General features: G+C 68.0%; 13 protein-coding genes and 1 tRNA gene. 9 read left to right on the forward strand and 5 right to left on the reverse strand.

Annotation, left to right across the window (positions count from 1 at the left end; genetic code table 11):
• Positions 1-19 precede the first annotated feature (19 nt).
• Positions 20-769, reverse strand: coding sequence for a sulfite exporter TauE/SafE family protein (locus AC23D4_RS10990; RefSeq protein WP_472887592.1), 750 nt, complete (start codon positions 767-769; stop codon positions 20-22).
• A 17-nt stretch (positions 770-786) separates the two neighbouring features.
• On the opposite strand from AC23D4_RS10990, the gene AC23D4_RS10995 reads away from it, so the two are divergent.
• Positions 787-1,425: a trimeric intracellular cation channel family protein gene (locus AC23D4_RS10995; protein ID WP_472887593.1), complete on the forward strand. Its 639-nt coding sequence runs from the start codon at positions 787-789 to the stop codon at positions 1,423-1,425.
• Positions 1,426-1,437: 12 nt separating this feature from the next.
• Here AC23D4_RS10995 and AC23D4_RS11000 read toward each other — a convergent pair whose 3' ends face one another.
• Entirely contained in the window at positions 1,438-2,118 is a 681-nt protein-coding gene (locus AC23D4_RS11000) for a flavin reductase family protein (protein WP_472887594.1), read from the reverse strand.
• Positions 2,119-2,133: 15 nt separating this feature from the next.
• The gene (gene pcaF / locus AC23D4_RS11005) at positions 2,134-3,336 is read right to left on the reverse strand and encodes a 3-oxoadipyl-CoA thiolase (RefSeq protein WP_472887595.1); all 1,203 of its coding nucleotides are present in this window, start codon (positions 3,334-3,336) and stop codon (positions 2,134-2,136) included.
• Positions 3,337-3,377: 41 nt separating this feature from the next.
• Here pcaF and AC23D4_RS11010 point away from each other — a divergent pair, with 41 nt between their 5' ends.
• Complete coding sequence (locus AC23D4_RS11010) at positions 3,378-3,815, forward strand: DUF1841 family protein (RefSeq protein WP_472887596.1); 438 nt, start codon at positions 3,378-3,380, stop codon at positions 3,813-3,815.
• Positions 3,816-3,863: 48 nt separating this feature from the next.
• Here AC23D4_RS11010 and AC23D4_RS11015 read toward each other — a convergent pair whose 3' ends face one another.
• Complete coding sequence (locus AC23D4_RS11015; protein ID WP_304778350.1) at positions 3,864-4,532, reverse strand: c-type cytochrome; 669 nt, start codon at positions 4,530-4,532, stop codon at positions 3,864-3,866.
• A gap of 163 nt (positions 4,533-4,695) precedes the next feature.
• Here AC23D4_RS11015 and AC23D4_RS11020 point away from each other — a divergent pair, with 163 nt between their 5' ends.
• The 4 genes from AC23D4_RS11020 (at position 4,696) to AC23D4_RS11035 (ending at position 12,954) form a co-directional block, all read left to right on the forward strand.
• Positions 4,696-5,538 carry an AAA family ATPase gene (locus AC23D4_RS11020; protein ID WP_472887597.1) on the forward strand — a complete coding sequence of 281 codons (843 nt, stop codon included), beginning with the start codon at positions 4,696-4,698 and terminating at the stop codon, positions 5,536-5,538.
• A gap of 115 nt (positions 5,539-5,653) precedes the next feature.
• Complete coding sequence (locus AC23D4_RS11025; protein ID WP_472887598.1) at positions 5,654-6,841, forward strand: vWA domain-containing protein; 1,188 nt, start codon at positions 5,654-5,656, stop codon at positions 6,839-6,841.
• A 6-nt stretch (positions 6,842-6,847) separates the two neighbouring features.
• On the forward strand, positions 6,848-8,824 hold the full coding sequence (locus AC23D4_RS11030) for an autotransporter assembly complex protein TamA (protein WP_472887599.1): 1,977 nt from the start codon (positions 6,848-6,850) through the stop codon (positions 8,822-8,824).
• 5 nt (positions 8,825-8,829) lie between these two features.
• Entirely contained in the window at positions 8,830-12,954 is a 4,125-nt protein-coding gene (locus AC23D4_RS11035; RefSeq protein WP_472887600.1) for a translocation/assembly module TamB domain-containing protein, read from the forward strand.
• A gap of 89 nt (positions 12,955-13,043) precedes the next feature.
• Here AC23D4_RS11035 and AC23D4_RS11040 read toward each other — a convergent pair whose 3' ends face one another.
• Entirely contained in the window at positions 13,044-13,688 is a 645-nt protein-coding gene (locus AC23D4_RS11040; RefSeq protein WP_472887601.1) for an FMN-dependent NADH-azoreductase, read from the reverse strand.
• Positions 13,689-13,821: 133 nt separating this feature from the next.
• Here AC23D4_RS11040 and AC23D4_RS11045 point away from each other — a divergent pair, with 133 nt between their 5' ends.
• The 3 genes from AC23D4_RS11045 to AC23D4_RS11055 all read left to right on the forward strand — a co-directional run bounded on the left by AC23D4_RS11045 (position 13,822) and on the right by AC23D4_RS11055 (position 16,276).
• Positions 13,822-14,757 (forward strand): LysR substrate-binding domain-containing protein, encoded by a 936-nt coding sequence (locus AC23D4_RS11045; RefSeq protein WP_472887602.1) that lies wholly within the window; start codon positions 13,822-13,824, stop codon positions 14,755-14,757.
• A 43-nt stretch (positions 14,758-14,800) separates the two neighbouring features.
• A tRNA-Arg gene (locus AC23D4_RS11050) sits at positions 14,801-14,875 on the forward strand.
• Positions 14,876-15,052: 177 nt separating this feature from the next.
• On the forward strand, positions 15,053-16,276 hold the full coding sequence (locus AC23D4_RS11055; protein WP_472887603.1) for a tyrosine-type recombinase/integrase: 1,224 nt from the start codon (positions 15,053-15,055) through the stop codon (positions 16,274-16,276).
• The last annotated feature ends 27 nt before the right edge of the window (positions 16,277-16,303 follow it).

A 16,303-nucleotide genomic window follows, 5' to 3' on the forward strand; every position in this document is an offset into this window, starting at 1 on the left:
CCTATGTTATCGCCACCCTTCAGCGCCAGGCGTCCCACACCAGCTTGATGCCGGTGAGAAACATGCCGGTGTAGACCAGCCGGTAGAACAGCAGCGGCTTGATGCGGTGCGCGATGCGCACCCCCACCCAGACCCCGATCGGCGCAAACGGCAGCAGCGCCAGCGAGGTCAGCATGTTGCGCACGTCGAGCAGGCCGAGCCAGGCGTAGGGAATCCACTTCGAGAGGTTGATGAAGAAAAAGAAAAACGCCATGGTGCCCGTGAACAGCACCGGCGAGAGCCGCAGCGGGATCACATAGGCGTTGATCGGCGGGCCGCCGGCGTGGGCGATGAAGCTGGTGAAGCCCGATGTCGCCGTCAGGATGGCGCCCACCCATTTCGGCGGCGGCGGGCTGTCGGCCCTGGGCGGAAACAGCAGGCGCTGGGCCAGAAACAGCAGGGTGAATCCGCCCACGATACCGGCCACCACTTTGGCGTCCAGTGCCTTGAACAGCAGCGCGCCGATCACGATGCCGATCAGGCCAAAGGGCAGCAGGAAACGCAGCAACTGCCGGTCCACGTTCTTTCGAAACGCCGCCATGCCCAGCAGGTCCATCACCAGCAGCACCGGCATCAGGATCGCGGCGGCCTGCGGCACCGTGACCGCCAGCGCCATCATGGGCACGGCGAGTGAACCGAAGCCGGCACCAAAACCGCTCTTGCTCACCCCCAGCAGCAGCACAGCGGGAATCGACACAGCGTAGAAGTACGGGTCGGTGATCAGGGGCATGGGGCGACAATCGGGCGATGCAAAACGTTCAATTCTGGGGTGAGACCCTGCGTCTGCTGGTGGAGCTGGCGGGCACGGCGGCTTTCGCGCTCGCCGGGATCATGGAGGGCGCGCGCAAGCGGCTCGATGCGGTGGGCGTGTGCGTGGTCGGTTTCCTCACCGCCTTCGGCGGCGGCACGCTGCGCGACCTGCTGCTGGACCAGCGGCCGTTCTTCTGGGTGCGCCATGTGGAGATCTTGTGGGGGGTGTTGGCCCTGTGCGTGCTGGCCATGCTGTTCTTGCGGGTGCGCCATTTTGCCCTGACCGAAAAGGCCATCCAGTGGCCCGACGCGCTGGGCCTGGGCCTGTTCGCCGCCACTGGCGTTCACCAGGCGCTGCTGCTGGAACTGCCCGCGCTGGTGGCCGTGCTCATGGGCCTGATCACCGGCGTGTTCGGCGGCGTGCTGCGCGACGTGGTGTGCAATGAAATCCCGACCGCTTTCCACGACCACCGCCCCTACGCGGTGTGTGCCTTCGTGGGCGGCTGGGTGTATGTGGGCCTGTGGCAACTGGACGCGCCCGGCTGGCTGGCGCTGGTCGCCTGCGTGGCCGTCACGGCCGGGCTGCGGGCGCTGGCGCTGTGGCGCAACTGGCAGCTGCCCGCCTGGCGCACCTGAGCGGACCGCCGATCAGGGTTTCAGTGCGACGCCCGCCTTGTCGGGCGAACCTTCCAGCCCGGCCAGCAAGGCCCGGCTGTTGCCCGGGATCACCATCTGGAACTTGTTGTCCACGAAGGTGTAGTCGAAGTAGCCCATGCGCGCCAGCGGCTGGATCTTCAGCACATCCACCAGCCCCTCGGGCGTGATCACCTCATCGGCGATGTGCACCGCCACGACGCGCCCGAACACCACGTCGGCCGTGCCCATGGGCGGCACGCCGGGAAAGCGCAAGGTGTTGAGGTACACGCACTCGAACTGGATCGGCGAGCCCGCCACGCGCGCCGGCCTGACCTTGCGCGAGGGCAGCTTGGTGAGCCCCGCGCGTTCGAATTCGTCCACACCGTGCGGCAGTTCCTCGGCGCTGATGTTGACCGCATCGCGCAACGCGTAGGTGGCCATGTTCCAGACAAACTCACCGGTTTCTTCCGCGTTGCGCACCGAGTCCTTGCGTTGCCCACCGGTGTCCTGGTTGGCCGAGAACATCACGATTGGCGGGTTGAAGGTCCCGTTCTGGAACTGGCTGTAGGGCGCCAGGTTGTGGCGCCCCTGACCGTCCATGGTGGAAATCCAGCCGATCGGCCGGGGCACCACGCAGGACTTGAAGGGATCGTGCGGCAGGCCGTGGGCGGTGACACCGGGCTCGTAGTACATGTCGGCTCCCTGTGGTCAGACGCGCTCGATGATCAAGGCAATGCCCTGCCCGACACCAATGCACATGGTGCACAGCGCGTAGCGTCCGCCGGTGGCGTGCAGGCGGTTCACCGCCGTGGTGGCCAGGCGCGCACCGCTGGCGCCCAGCGGATGGCCCAGCGCGATCGCGCCGCCCCAGGCGTTGACGCGCGCGTCGTCATCGTTCAGGCCCAGGGTGCGCAGCACGGCCAGGCCTTGCGCGGCAAAGGCTTCGTTGAGTTCGATCACGTCGAGCTGGTCCAGCGCCAGGCCGGTGAGCGCCAGCACCTTCTGCGTGGCCGGTGCCGGGCCGATGCCCATGATGCGCGGGGCCACGCCCGCCGTCGCCATGCCCACGATGCGGGCCTTGGGCGTCAGGCCATTCTTGGCAGCGGTGGCTTCGTCGGCCAGCAGCAGCGCGCAGGCGCCGTCGTTCACGCCGCTGGCGTTGCCGGCCGTCACGGTGCCGTCGGGTCGCACCACGCCCTTGAGCCTGGCCAGCGTTTCCAGGCTGGTTTCGCGCGGGTGTTCGTCGGTGTCCACGACGATGGCGTCGCCCTTCTTCTGCGGGATGCTCACCGGACAGATTTCGCGCGCCAGGTGACCGGCCTGGATGGCGGCGACAGCCTTCATCTGGCTTGAGAGCGCCATGCGGTCCTGCGCTTCGCGCTCGATCTTGAATTCCGTGGCCACGTTTTCGGCCGTCTCGGGCATGGAGTCCACACCGTACTGTGCTTTCATCAGCTTGTTGACGAAGCGCCAGCCGATGGTGGTGTCGTACACGGCGTTGGCGCGACTGAAGGCACTCTCGGCTTTGGGCATGACGAAGGGGGCGCGACTCATGCTTTCCACGCCGCCGGCGATCATCAGGCCGGCTTCACCGGCCTTGATGGCCCGGGCTGCAGTGCCCACCGCGTCCAGGCCCGAGCCGCACAGGCGGTTGATGGTGGCGCCAGGCACTTCCAGCGGCAGGCCGGCGAGCAGGCTGCTCATGTGGGCGACGTTGCGGTTGTCTTCCCCGGCCTGGTTGGCGCAGCCAAAGAGCACGTCGGTGATCGCGGCCCAGTCCACGTTCGGGTTGCGCGCCATCAGGGCTCTGAGGGGAATGGCGCCGAGGTCGTCGGTGCGCACCGAGCTGAGGGCGCCGCCGTAGCGGCCGAAGGGGGTGCGGATCGCATCGCAGATGAAGGCTTGGTTCATGGCTTGTCTCCTGTTTTCAAAACATGCAGGATAATGCATCCATGTTCATTCCGTCACAAGCCGATGTGCGGCGATTTTTCTGTTCGGTCCATGCCAAGCGCCTGGGCGAACAACCCATGGAAGCCATCGAGACCCTGGCCGGCCAGTGGATCGCCGAACACCCCGAATACCACGCCGAGCTTTCCGACGTGGACGCGGCGCTCGCCCGCCTTGGCGAAGCGGGCAGCGGCGCCAGCGAGAACCCTTTCCTGCACCTGTCGATGCACCTGTCGATCAGCGAACAGTGCAGCATCGACCAGCCACCTGGCATCCGCCAGGCGGTGGAACTGCTGGCCGCGCGACGCGGCGATCTGCACGCCGCACACCACGAGGTGATGGAATGCCTGGGCACCATGCTCTGGGAAAGCCAGCGCGCCGGCCGACCGCCCGACGGCCAGGCCTACATCGACCAGGTGCGCCGCCGGGCGACGCAGGACTGACACAAAAAAGCCGCTCAACGAGCGGCTTTTTCATGAACGGTGCAACGATCAGCGGAAGCGCGACTGCGGCACCACCGACAGCTCGCCGTCGAGCGAAGCCAGGTACTTGGCAATCTGGCGCATTTCGGCCGGGGTGTACTGCTTGGCCATGCCGGCCATGATGGGGTTGGCGCGACCGACCACGCTGTTGCCCTCGACCGTGTAGGCCTTGAGGGCCACGAACAGGTAGTCGGCGTGCTGGCCACCAATCTTGGGGTAGCTCGGATCGATCGGCTTGCTGAAGTTGGCGCCGTGGCAGGAAGCGCAGGCACCCTTTTCGATCAGCGCCAGCGTGACTTCGTTGGCCGCCTTCGGGGTTTCGGTGGCGGTTTTTGACGCATGCGATGCGTAGAAAGCGCCCAGATCGGCCATGTCCTGCTCGCTCAGCGAAGCGGCGATGCCGCGCATGGACGGGTGCTTGCGTTCACCACTCTTGTAAGCGGTCAGGGCCGCCACGATGTATTTGTCCGACTGGCCCGAAATCTTGGGGACTTTGTGGATTTCGGGAAAACTGTTCTGGTAGCCCGGGATGCCATGGCAACCGATGCACATGTCGGCCTTCTTCTGACCGGCGTCCGCGTTGCCGGTGAGGCCCTGCGCCTGGGCGGTCAGCGCGACCGCGGAGAACGTCGCAGCGGCGACAAGTGAACGGGCGATCATGGGCAACAGTTGGTTCATTTTGCAAGCACAATGAGATGGATGATTGATAAAAATCAATGCTCGATTATATAGACTCGATCATCACCAGCCACTTATTGATTACCCTGATCCCCTGCGCTGCGGTCAGTGGACCGCGGCCCGCCCACCCAGCGTTTTCCCTTCCCAAACCCCCGTCCACGTCATGAAATTCCAAGGCTCCCAGAATTACGTCGCCACCCAGGACCTGATGCTGGCCGTCAACGCCGCCATCACCCTGAAGCGCCCGCTGCTCGTCAAGGGCGAACCCGGCACCGGCAAGACCATGCTGGCCGAGGAGGTGGCCGAAGCGCTGAAGCTGCCGCTGCTGCAGTGGCACATCAAGAGCACCACCAAGGCGCAGCAGGGGCTGTACGAATACGACGCGGTGAGCCGCCTGCGCGATTCGCAGCTGGGCGACGAGAAGGTCAAGGACATCCACAACTACATCGTCAAGGGCGTGCTCTGGCAGGCCTTCACGGCCGACCAGCCGGTGGCGCTGCTGATCGACGAAATCGACAAGGCCGACATCGAGTTCCCCAACGACCTGCTGCGCGAACTCGACCGCATGGAGTTCTACTGCTACGAGACGCGCGAACTGGTCAAGGCCAAACACCGCCCGCTGGTGTTCATCACCTCCAACAACGAAAAGGAACTGCCCGACGCCTTCCTGCGCCGCTGCTTCTTCCACTACATCAAATTCCCCGACGCCGAAACCATGAAGCGCATCGTGGACGTGCACTTCCCCGACCTCAAGCAAGACCTGCTGACCGCGGCGATGAAAACGTTCTACGACGTGCGCAACCTGCCCGGCCTGAAAAAGAAGCCCAGCACCAGCGAGCTGCTGGACTGGCTCAAGCTGCTGCTGGCCGAAGACATCCCGCTCGAAGCGCTGCAAAGCGCCGACAGCAAGGTCAGCATCCCGCCGCTGGTGGGCGCCTTGCTCAAGAACGAACAGGACACCACGCTGTTCGAAAAGCTGGTGTTCATGAACCAGCGGAATCGATGAGCCCCCACGCTCCGCCGTTTCACGGGTCGCTGCCCCCCGAGGGGGCTGCCCCGCCTTGGGGCGGCCCGGCGGCGGGGCGCTGGTGGCGCGTTCACTCGACGTCTGGAGATCTGCCATGCTGATCGACTTCTTCTACACCCTGCGTGCAGCCAAGCTGCCGGTCTCGGTCAAGGAATTCCTCACCCTGCTCGAAGCGCTGCAGGCCGACGTGGTGGGGCCGACGAATCCGGACGCCTGCACCATGGACGATTTCTACTTCCTCAGCCGCACGGCGCTGGTGAAGGACGAGAAGCACTTCGACAAGTTCGACCGCGCCTTCGCCGCCTACTTCAAGGGCGTGGAGATGATCGCCGATTTCACCAAGCCGATCCCGGCCGACTGGCTGCGCCAGGAGCTGGAGCGCATCCTCTCGGCCGAGCAGATCGCCAACGCGCCCAAGATGGACTGGGACGAGCTGATGGAGACGCTGAAGAAGCGGCTCGAAGAGCAGAAGGAACGCCACGAAGGCGGCAGCAAGTGGATCGGTACCGGCGGCACCTCGCCGTTTGGCCACGGTGGCAAGAACCCGCAGGGCATCCGCATCGGTGGCAAGGGCGGCAACAAGACGGCCGTCAAGGTGTGGGAACAGCGCGCCTACCGCGACTACGACGACACGCAGGAGCTCGGCACGCGCAACATCAAGGTCGCGCTGCGCCGCCTGCGCAAGTTCGCGCGCGAAGGCAACGACCTCGAACTCGACCTGCCCGACACCATCCGCGCCACCGCCGCCAACGCCGGCTGGCTGGATATCAAGATGATCCCGGAGCGGCACAACAACGTGAAGGTACTGCTGCTGATGGACGTGGGCGGCACCATGGACGAACACATCCAGCGCGTCGAGGAACTGTTCTCGGCGGTCAAGAGCGAGTTCAAGCACCTGGAGTTCTATTACTTCCACAACTGCGTCTACGACTTCGTCTGGAAGAACAACCGCCGCCGCTACGCCGAGAAGTTCCCGACCTGGGACATCATGCGCAAGTACAACAAGGACTACAAACTCATCTTCGTGGGCGACGCGACCATGAGTCCTTACGAAATACTGCAACCCGGCGGCAGCGTGGAATACAACAACGAGGAAGCGGGCGCCGAGTGGCTGCAGCGCCTGACGCACACGTTTCCCAAATTCGCCTGGATCAACCCGGAACCTCAAGGGGTGTGGCAGTATCGACAGAGCATCAGCGTGATCCAGCAACTGATGGGCCAGCGCATGTACCCGCTGACCCTCAAGGGGCTGGAGGACACGATGAGGATGCTCTCGAAATAGCCCCGCATGAACCTCCCCCTGCTGCGCCGTGTGGCTTCCACACGGCTTTTTTGTCTGCTTTTGCTGCTGCCGCTCGGGGCCGCGGCGCAGACGCTGGCCACGCCCGGACCTGACACCGCTGGCACAGCCGTCACTCCGCAGGATGATGCCGACGGCGCCGCAACAGGCCCGGCGCGCTTCGGCATCGAGCTGGAAGCCCCGGCAAACCTTCAACCCTTCCTGTTGCGCCACGTCGACCTCCAGCGTTTTCGCAGCCTGCAGGACCTGGACGGCAACGAACTCGACCGCCTGCTGATTGCCGCCCCTGAGAACCTGCGCAACCTGCTGGGCACGCAGGGCCACTTTTCGCCGGTGATCAGCGTCCGCCGCGAGCCCGCCACGCCTGGCGACGCGCAAGCGCCCGCGCTGGGCACAGTGCGCATCCGCGTCGAACCGGGCCCGATGACGTCGGTCGCGTCGTCCAGCGTCTATTTCCGGGGGGACATCGCGACCGCCGAAGCGGCGGCGGCCCAGCGCGAAACCATCCAGCGCAGCGGCCAGCAGGCGGTGGGCCGCAGTTTCACGCAATCCGGCTGGGGCCAGGTGAAGGCCGACACCCTGCGCCAGCTCACCAGCGAGCGCTACCCGCGCGGCCGCATCGTCAACAGCCTGAGCGACATCGACACCACGGCGAACGCCGCCCACTGGCACATCGAGCTCGACTCCGGGCCGTCGGTGCAGGTGGGTGCTGTGCGGGTGGAAGGCGCCGAGCGCTACGGCACGGCCACCGTGGAGCGGCTGGTGGGTCTGGCCGGCCTGCGGCCCGGTGCCGACTACAGCCTCTCCCGGCTGCAGGACGCCCAGCAGAAAATCACCGACAGCGGCTTTTACACGTCGGTCTTCGCCTACGTCGAACTGGAGCCCGAGGGCGCTGATCGGGACAGTGCGGCGCCGGTGGTGGTGCAGGTGAAAGAAGCCCAGCTGCAGAGCATCGTGCTCGGCGTGGGCGGCAGCACCAACAACGGCCCTCGCCTCTCGGCGGAACACAAGCACCTGCGCGTGCCCGGCATTGGCTGGCAGGCGCTGAGCAAGCTGCAGCTCGAACGCAACGACCAGCAGCTCTCGTCCGACTGGAGCGCGCCGATCGAAGACGACGGCTGGCACTGGCTCGCCGGTGGGCGCCTGGCGCGCCAGATCGACGATGAAACCACCCTCTCCAGCCTGCGGCTCAGCGCGGGCAAGGCGCAGGCCAGCGCCCTGCTCGACCGCCGCTATTTCCTGCAGTTCGACCGCGCGCGCACCGTCAACACCGCGTCGGCGCAGGCCTCATCCGATGGCAATGAGGCCGCCATCTCGGCCAACTACGGCTGGACCTGGCGCCGCTTCGACACCCTGCCCTACCCCAACCGGGGCTACGGTCTGGGCCTCACGCTCGGTGTCGGCATGACGCTGGGCAGCGTGCGCCGGCCCTTCGTCAGCACCCAGGCGCGCTGGCTCGGCTACTGGCCGCTGGATCCCGTGACCGAGGTCCTCGACGAATGGCTCACGACCGGCAACACGCCGGGCAACGCTGCGTCCAGCAGCCGCCTCGGCCGGCTGGCCTTGCGCCTGCAGGGCGGCGCGGTGCAGGCGAACCGCGACGCGCCCATCCCCGACACCCTGCTCTTCCTCACCGGCGGCGACACCACGGTGCGTGGCTACGGCCTGCGCGACATCGGCGTGGTGCAACCCGACGGCAGCGTCACGGCCGGACGCTACCTGGGCGTGGCCAGCCTGGAGTGGCAGCGCCCGATCTGGCGCAACGGCCTGCGCACGGCGTGGGAAAGCGTGCTGTTCGTGGACGCGGGCACGGTGACCAACCAGACCTCGCAAGTGGACACCCGGGTGGGCGTGGGCGCGGGCCTGCGCTACAACAGCCCGGTGGGGCCGCTGCAGCTGGACCTGGCCTACGGCGTGGACGCGAAACGCTTGCGCGTTCACCTCAACGTCGGCTTCAGCTTCTGACACCCATGAACGAAGCACACAACCCGCCCCCACCGCCCGACACCCCGGCGCGCGGGCCGCGTCCGCCGGGGCGGCGCCTGGGTTGGCTGGCCCTGTGGCTGCCCGGCGCGCTGATCGCCCTGCTGCTTGCTGGCGGTGTGGCGTTATGGCTCTGGGCCGCCACGCCGGGCTCGCTGGCGCAGGCGCTGGGCTGGGCCGACCGCTGGATGCAGGGGCGCACCGACACCCTGGGCCAGCTGCACACCGAGGGCGTCGAAGGCAGCCTGCGCGGCGGCGGGCGCATCGCCGCGCTGCGCTGGACACGGGGCGCGCTCAGCGTGCAGGCCGAGGGCGTGCAGCTGGACTGGAACGAAGCGCTGTGGACTGGCGCCCTGCTCGGCCGCGGTGCGCACCCGAAGGCGCTGACCATCCGCACGCTGCGTGTGGACGATCAACGAGCACCCACGCCGACCGAACCGCTGCAGGCGCTCACGCTGCCCTTGCCGCTGAGCCTGGCGTTCAGCGTGGACCACTTTGAACTCATGGGCAAGACAACGCTCAAGCTCGACGGCATTCGCGGGCACTACCGTTACGGCGCCCTGAGCGATGCGGGGGACGCGCCCGCGCTGCCCGACACCCCGGGCCTGAGCACCGCCCACCGCCTGCGCCTGGACACGCTGCAGCTCGCCGACGGCCACTACCGCGCGCAGCTCAGCCTCGGCGGCGAAGCCCCGATGCCGCTGGCGCTGGACCTGCAGGGCGACATCCGCACCACCGTGCCCGACGGTGCCGGCCTGAGCCTGGCCGCCGAAGCCCGGGCACGCGGCACGCTCGCCGGCGCACAAGCCGCGCTGGACCTGAGCGCCAACGCCCAGGGCGCGCCCGGCACCACCGGCCCTGAAACCACGCTCGCGCTCACCGCCCGCGTCATGCCCTGGGCCGCCCAGCCGCTGGTGAGCGCCGACCTGAACACCCAGGCCCTGAACCTCGCCGCGCTCTGGCCCACCGCGCCCGCCACAGCCCTGAGCGGCCGGCTGCAGGCCCGGCCCGAGGGCGACGGCTGGCGCGCGCAGCTCGCCCTCGACAACACGCTCATCGGCCCCGCCGATCAGAAAGGCCTGCCGCTGCAAAGCCTGAAGGCACACATCCAGCAGCTCGGCAAGCGCTGGACCGTCTCCGGCCTGGAAGCGCGCCTGGGCGGTGGTGAACTGAAAGGCCAGGGCGCGTTCAACCTCGACACGGCGGGCGCCACCACCACCGTGAGCCAGTGGCAGGGCGAACTGTCGGCCCTGGGCATCCGCCCCGCCCTGCTCTGGAGCCCGCTGGCCCCGGGTGCGCTGGACGGCCAGTTCAGCGCCCAGGCCGCCCCCGACGCCAAGGCATCCAACGCGCTGGATCTGAGTGCCCGCGTCCTGCCTTCGGCCCGCCAGCCGGCCGGCGCCCAGCTCGGCGGCCTGCGCCTGAGCGAGGTGCGCGTTAAAGGGCAATGGCGACCGGACGCCGCCTCGCCCGTGCACGGGGTGCTCGAACTCATTGATGCGCGCGTGCGCATGGCCGACGCCCAGCTGGATGCCAGCGGCCAACTCGATACCACGCGCTGGGCCTACGACGGCCAACTGAGCCTGCAGCTGCCCGGTGCCCGGCTTGAAGCGAAGGGCCAGGCCGCCTACGCGCAGGGCCAGGGCGAAACCCGCCTGCAGCTGGACAGCGCAGCCCGCGTGCTGGCCTGGATGCGCAGCCTGCAGAACCTGCCTTTTGTGGGCGAATCCGTGCGCGCGGCGCTGGACGGCCAGGACGCGCTGCGTGCCGAGGGCAGCGGCAGCGCCCGTCTGGGCTGGGTGGGGGGTCTGGGTGCGCTGGGCTGGCCGGTGCCGCCGGGTGAGACCCGACCGGAAGGTGGCGTTGCAGCGCCCCGGCTGCAAGCCTCGGTGACCGTGCCACGCCTGAGCTTGCAGACCGGCCAAGCCGCGGCCACCGTGTTCAGCGGTGTGTCGCTCCGGGCCGAAGGTCCGATGAACGCCCTGCAACTCAGCGCCCAGGGCAGCGCCAGTGCCGCACCCTGGCAAGCCACGCTGGCCGCCGCCGGCAACAGCACCCTGACACCCGGCGCTGGCCGGCTGGACTTGAGCCGCCTGTCGCTGAGCCTGGCGGAAAACCAGCCAGGCGACACCACCGCCCCCACCAGCTGGACGCTGCAAAACGCCCAGCCGCTCCAGCTGCGCTGGCAAAACACACCGGCGACCGGTCTGGCCGTGGACGCCGGCACGGGCGAGCTGCAGCTGCGGCCCCAGCCCGGCACGGCACCGGCCCTGGACACGCCGATCACCCTCAGCTGGCAGCGCCTGGTCTGGCGAGCGCAGGCACTGGAGACCCAGGGTCGCCTGCAAGGCCTGTCCCTGGCCTGGGTCGATGCGCTGACGGCGCTGGGCCAGCCGCCCGGCCGCGGGCCGATCGCGGCGAACAACCTGAGCGGCGACCTGGTGTTCGACGGCGACTGGGACCTGCGCGTGCCCGCCGACACGGCCTCGCCGTTGACGCTGTCGGCCACGCTCCAGCGCCGCGGTGGCGACCTGCGCTGGCAGGACAACGGCAGCGTGGCGTCCGCCACGTCAGGCGCCACTGCGCCCGGCAGCCCGGTGACGGCCGGCGTGAAAGACGCACGCATCAGCCTGCGGGTGCAAGACCGCGAGGTGCAGGCGCTCGTGCGCTGGGACACCGAACGCCTGGGCCAGGCCCGCGCCGACGCGTCGTCCCGGCTCAACCCGGGCGGCGCCAACACCAACGCCAGCCTGCTCGACCGCTGGTGGCCCTCCAGCACGCCGATCAGCGGCACGGCGCAGGTGCGGCTGCCGCAGGTGGGCGTGTGGTCCTTGCTGGCGCCGCCGGGCTGGCGCATGAGCGGCACGCTCACGGCCGACGCCACCCTGGGCGGCACGCGCGGCGCGCCCGCGTGGCGCGGCAACCTGCAGGGCGATCAACTGGCGCTGCGCTCGCTGGTGGACGGCTTCGCCTTCAGCAACGGGCAGCTGCGCGCCACCCTCGTGGGCGACCGCATCAGCGTGGACCGCTTCAGCCTGCAAGGTCCGGGCGGCGCCGCCGTCGGCGGCACGCTCGAAGCCAGTGGCCAGGCCGAATGGCGCGCCGTGCCCGGCAGCCTGCTGCGTCAGCCGTTCATCGAGCTGCAGGCCACGGCGCAGCGCTTGCGCGTGTCCAACCGGGCCGACCGCCGCCTCACGCTCTCGGGCAACGTCAGCGCGAAACTCGCCGGCCGGGAGCTGCAGTTGCGCGGGCAGCTCAAGGCCGATTCGGCGCTGTTCATCCTGCCCGATGAAAGGGCCCCCAGCCTGGACGCCGACGTGGTCGTGCGCACCACACGCACCCTGCCCACCGAGGCCAGCGACGCGCAGCGCGTGTTGCCCGACGTCTCCATCAGCCTCGACCTGGGCCCGCAGTTCGAGGTGCGCGGCCAGGGCATCCAGACCCGGCTTGAAGGCCAGCTCACCGTGCTGGCCACGCCCACCCTGCCCACACCGCGCGTGTTCGGCGAGGTGCGCACCGCCAGCGGTACCTACCGCGCCTACGGCCAGCAACTGAACATCGAATCCGGCGTGATGCGCTTCAACGGCCCCTACGACGACCCGGCACTGGACATCCGCGCCATGCGCAAGCTGCCGGAAAACACGGAACAGCGCGTGGGCGTGCTGATCACCGGCAACGCGCAGGGGCCGCGCGTGGGCCTGTTCGCTGCGCCCGACCTGCCCGATGGCGACAAGCTGGCCTGGCTGGTGCTCGGCCGCCCGGCTTCATCGGCCGGCGCGCAGGCCTTCGTGCTGCAGCAGGCTGCGCGCCAGCTGCTCACCCGTGGCGGCGAACCCCTCGACAGCGCGCTGGCCAAGACCCTGGGACTGGACGAGATCGGCTTCTCCAGCACCGGCACCCGCACCAACGCCGACGGCACCACCACCACCGACGCCGCCCTCACCCTGGGCAAGCGCCTCTCCAGCGACCTCTATCTGAGCTACGAACAGAGCGTGACCGGTGCGATGAGCACCGTGTCCATCCTGTACGACCTCTCGAAACGCCTGACCTTGCGCGCCCGCGCCGGCACCGAGAACGCCATCGACCTGATCTTCACGCACAGGTACGACTGAGCCCACCCCCATCGCTGGCTCGCTGCGGCCCGGCAAGCCGGTTCCGCCGTGTTCCGGGTTCAGGCACGGCGCTCCGGAACCGTGTTGACTCAGGCTGCTTCGGCCACCACGGCCTGGTTGGCCGCCACCGCGGTGTGGCTCTGGATCTCGCTTTCGGCCGTGGCCAGCGCCTGGGCCTTGGCGTCCGGGCCCATGGCCACGCCTTCGGCACGCACGAAGCGCACGTCGGTGATGCCGAAGAAGCCGAACACGGTCTGCAGGTAGCTTTCCTGGTGCTCCATGGCGCGACCGGCTTCGCTGGTCGAATACACGCCGCCGCGCGTGATGGCCACGATCACCGTCTTGCCGCCGGCCAGACCCACCGGTCCCGTCTCGGTGTACTTGAAGGTGCGGCCGGCCTGGGCCAGGCGGTCGATCCAGGCCTTGAGCTGGCTCGGCACCGAGAAGTTGTAGAGCGGCGCGCCGATCACGATCACGTCGGCGGCCAGGAACTGGCTCACCAGCGCTTCGGACAGCGCGTTTTCTTCCCGCTGGATCGCGGTTTCGGCGGCTTGACCGGTGCGGAAACCCAGCGCGTCGGCGCCCAGGTGGGGCACCACGGCGGCGGCCAGGTCCAGGTGCTGCACCTGGGTGCCGGGGTGGGTGGCCACCCAGGCGGCCACGGTTTGGGCGGTGAGCTGGCGGGAAACGGACTGTTCGCCGGTGATGGCGGAATCGATGTGCAGCAGTTGCATGGTGATCTCCTGAAAGGGGTGAGCCACGTGGCGTGGCGGTGAATTGATTGTGCTTTCGTGGCGATTCACTGATAAGTCCCCAGATTTGATATTGATCGTTCCATAATCAGGACAATCAACGGAGAGGTGCACCATGCAGGACCTGAACGACATGCTCTTGTTCGCCGAAGTCGTGGAACGCGGCGGCTTCGCCGCGGCCGGCCGGGCGCTGGGCCTGCCCAAGTCGCGGCTGTCGCGCCGCGTGGCCGGGCTGGAAGCGCAACTCGGTGTGCGCCTGCTGCAGCGCACCACGCGCAAGCTCTCGCTCACCGAGGTCGGCGAGGCCTACCTGCGCCACTGCCAGGCGTTGCGGGAATCGGCCCAGGCCGCGGCCGACACCGTGGCCCAGGTGCAGACCGAGCCGCGCGGCACCCTGCGCGTGGCCTGCCCGGTCACGCTGGCGCAGACCGTGCTGGCCGAACTGATGCCGGCATTCCTGGCGCGCAACCCGCTGGTGCGCGTGGAGATGCTGGTGAGCAACCGCGTGGTCGACCTGGTGGAAGAAGGCGTGGACGTGGCGCTGCGCGTGCGCACCACGCTCGACGACAGCGGCAGCCTGGTGATCAAGCGCCTGGGCGACGACGCGCCCGTGCTGGTGGCCAGCCCCGCGCTGCTGGCCCGGCAGGGCACACCCGCCACGCTGGAAGAGCTGGGCCGGCTCGACAGCATGGCCATGTCGACCACCGACGGCCGCGCCAGCGTGCGCCTGACCGGCCCGGACGGGCGGGAAACCACTGTGCAGCACACGCCGCGCTACGTGGCCGACGACCTGCTCACGCTGCGCCTGGCCGCGCTCGCCGGCACGGGCATGTGCTGGCTGCCCAGCTACATGTGCGAAGACGACCTGCGCCAGGGCCGGCTGGTCCGGCTGCTGCCCGACTGGCAACCGCCGCGGGGTATCGTGCACGCGGTCTTTCCCTCGCGCCGCGGCCTCACCCCCGCCGTGCGACGTTTCCTCGACTTCCTGGGCGAACAGGTGCCCACCCACAGCAGCCTGCTGGGCCGCGAAGCGGCAGACCAGGCGGTCTGACCCAGGCCCTCCCGGGCCTACCGCCTTTACAATGCGCCCTGCTGCCGCCATAGTTCAATGGATAGAACGAGTGCCTCCTAAGCGCTAGATACAGGTTCGATTCCTGTTGGTGGTACCAGATTGAAGTCCCAGAAAGTCCCGGAAAGCTCTTGAAACCCGCATGCCCACTGGCATTGCGGGTTTTTTCTTGTTCCAAATGCTCCCAAGAGATACCATTAAATCTCAGAGAAATGTTGGTATCTGAGTTGGCACTTGCAAATACCAGCATCAGAAGTACCAACAGAAGGGGTACGCGATGGCACTGACCGACACTTTCGTGAGGACCACCAAGCCCAGTGGAAAACCACCGGGCGACAAGTATGCCGATGGCCAGGGGCTGTACCTGCATGTGAAGAATGCGGGCAAATACTGGCGCCTCAGCTACCGCTACTTGGGCAAGCAGAAAACGCTTGCACTGGGCGTCTACCCCGCCGTCACACTGGCCCAGGCCAGACAGCGGCGCGACAAGGCCAGAGCCTTGCTGGCCGACGGCGTCGATCCGAGCACCGCGAAGCGCCAGGAAAAACAGGCCAAGATCGCCGAGGCAGCGAACACGTTCGAAGCCGTGGCTCGGGACTGGCTGGCGCGCACATCGGCCAAGCGCGCGGAAATCACCCAGCTGAAGGTCAAGACCTGGCTGGAGAAGGACGCATTCCCCTTCATCGGCAACATGCCCATCGCCACCATCGGCCCGCGCGACGTGCTGGAGCGGGTGGTACGCAAGCTCGAAGCCCGCGGCGCGATCGACACCGCCCACCGTCTGAAACAGCTGTGTGGGCAGGTGTTCCGCTACGCCGTGGTCACCGGGCTTGCAGAGCGCGACGTCACAGCCGACTTGCGCGACGCGCTGACCGCCAAGACCACGGCCAACCACGCCGCCATCACCGACCCCAGGCTGGTGGGCGAGCTCTTGCGCTCCATCCAGGACTTCAAGGGTCACCCGTGCACCCTGGCCGCCTTGAAGCTGTCCCCGCTGGTGTTCGTACGGCCCGGAGAACTGCGCACGGCGGCGTGGGCCGAGATCGACCTCGATGCCGCCGAGTGGCGCATACCCGGTGCCAAAATGAAGATGAAACACGATCACATCGTGCCGCTGTCCCGGCAGGCCGTTGAAATTCTGCGCGGCGTGCAACCTGTCTCCGGGCATGGTCGCTACGTGTTCCCAAGTCTGCGCACTGGCGAGCGCCCAATGAGCGAGAACACGGTGAACGCCGCCTTGCGCGCCATGGGCTACAGCGCCGATACCCACACGGGCCACGGCTTTCGCGCGACCGCCCGCACGATCATGGACGAGGTGTTGAACGAACGTGTGGACCTCATTGAGCATCAGTTGGCCCATGCTGTGAAAGATGTCAACGGTCGGGCCTACAACCGCACTGCGCACCTGCCCGCGAGGCGGCTGATGATGCAGCGGTGGGCGGACTATCTGGACGGGCTGCGTTTGGGGACGGAGTGTGCGGAGCCGTCTGGCTCGGCCTAGGTGTTTGATCCCAGGTTTTGATGGTGC

The sequence above is a fragment of the Hydrogenophaga sp. L76 genome (assembly GCF_057654755.1).